Raw genomic sequence first — 363 nt, forward strand, 5'->3', positions numbered from 1 at the left:
TGTAACCATGCCGCTCGCAATTGATTTGTTGCATCCTTCCCCTGCGTCGGAGAGGAGGAAACATAAGCTTAAGCGGCTAGTGCCACATCCTAACTCTTATTTCATGGATGTTAAGTGCCCTGGCTGTTACAAGATTACAACAGTTTTTAGTCACGCACAGAGAGTGGTGGTCTGCGCTGGATGCTCAACGATCCTTTGTCAACCCACTGGTGGCCGTGCTAGATTAACTGAAGGATGTTCTTTTAGAAGAAAACAACATTAACATTTAAGTCCTGGACAGAGCCCAGGGGCTCGAGATCTCCGACCTGAACTCCCAAGTCAACGACCTCAGAGGCAAATTCGTCAAGCCCACACTAAAGAAGG

At 47.9% G+C, this 363-nt stretch carries 2 protein-coding genes; both read left to right on the forward strand.

Features of this window, described 5'->3' with window-relative positions; all coding sequences use genetic code 11:
* Positions 1-7 precede the first annotated feature (7 nt).
* Positions 8-262 (forward strand): 40S ribosomal protein S27, encoded by a 255-nt coding sequence (locus F0U44_RS24405; protein WP_149730646.1) that lies wholly within the window; start codon positions 8-10, stop codon positions 260-262.
* 34 nt (positions 263-296) lie between these two features.
* The coding region (locus F0U44_RS24410) for a hypothetical protein (protein ID WP_497707153.1) at positions 297-363 on the forward strand (67 nt) is incomplete at its 3' end.

Origin of the sequence: Nocardioides humilatus (assembly GCF_008373755.1) — a bacterium.
Lineage (GTDB): Bacteria > Actinomycetota > Actinomycetes > Propionibacteriales > Nocardioidaceae > Nocardioides > Nocardioides humilatus.

Coding starts and splice junctions, on each gene's coding strand:
- F0U44_RS24405 (WP_149730646.1), top strand. CDS start 8: ATGCCGCTCGCAATTGATTTGTTGCATCCTTCCCCTGCGTCGGAGAGG.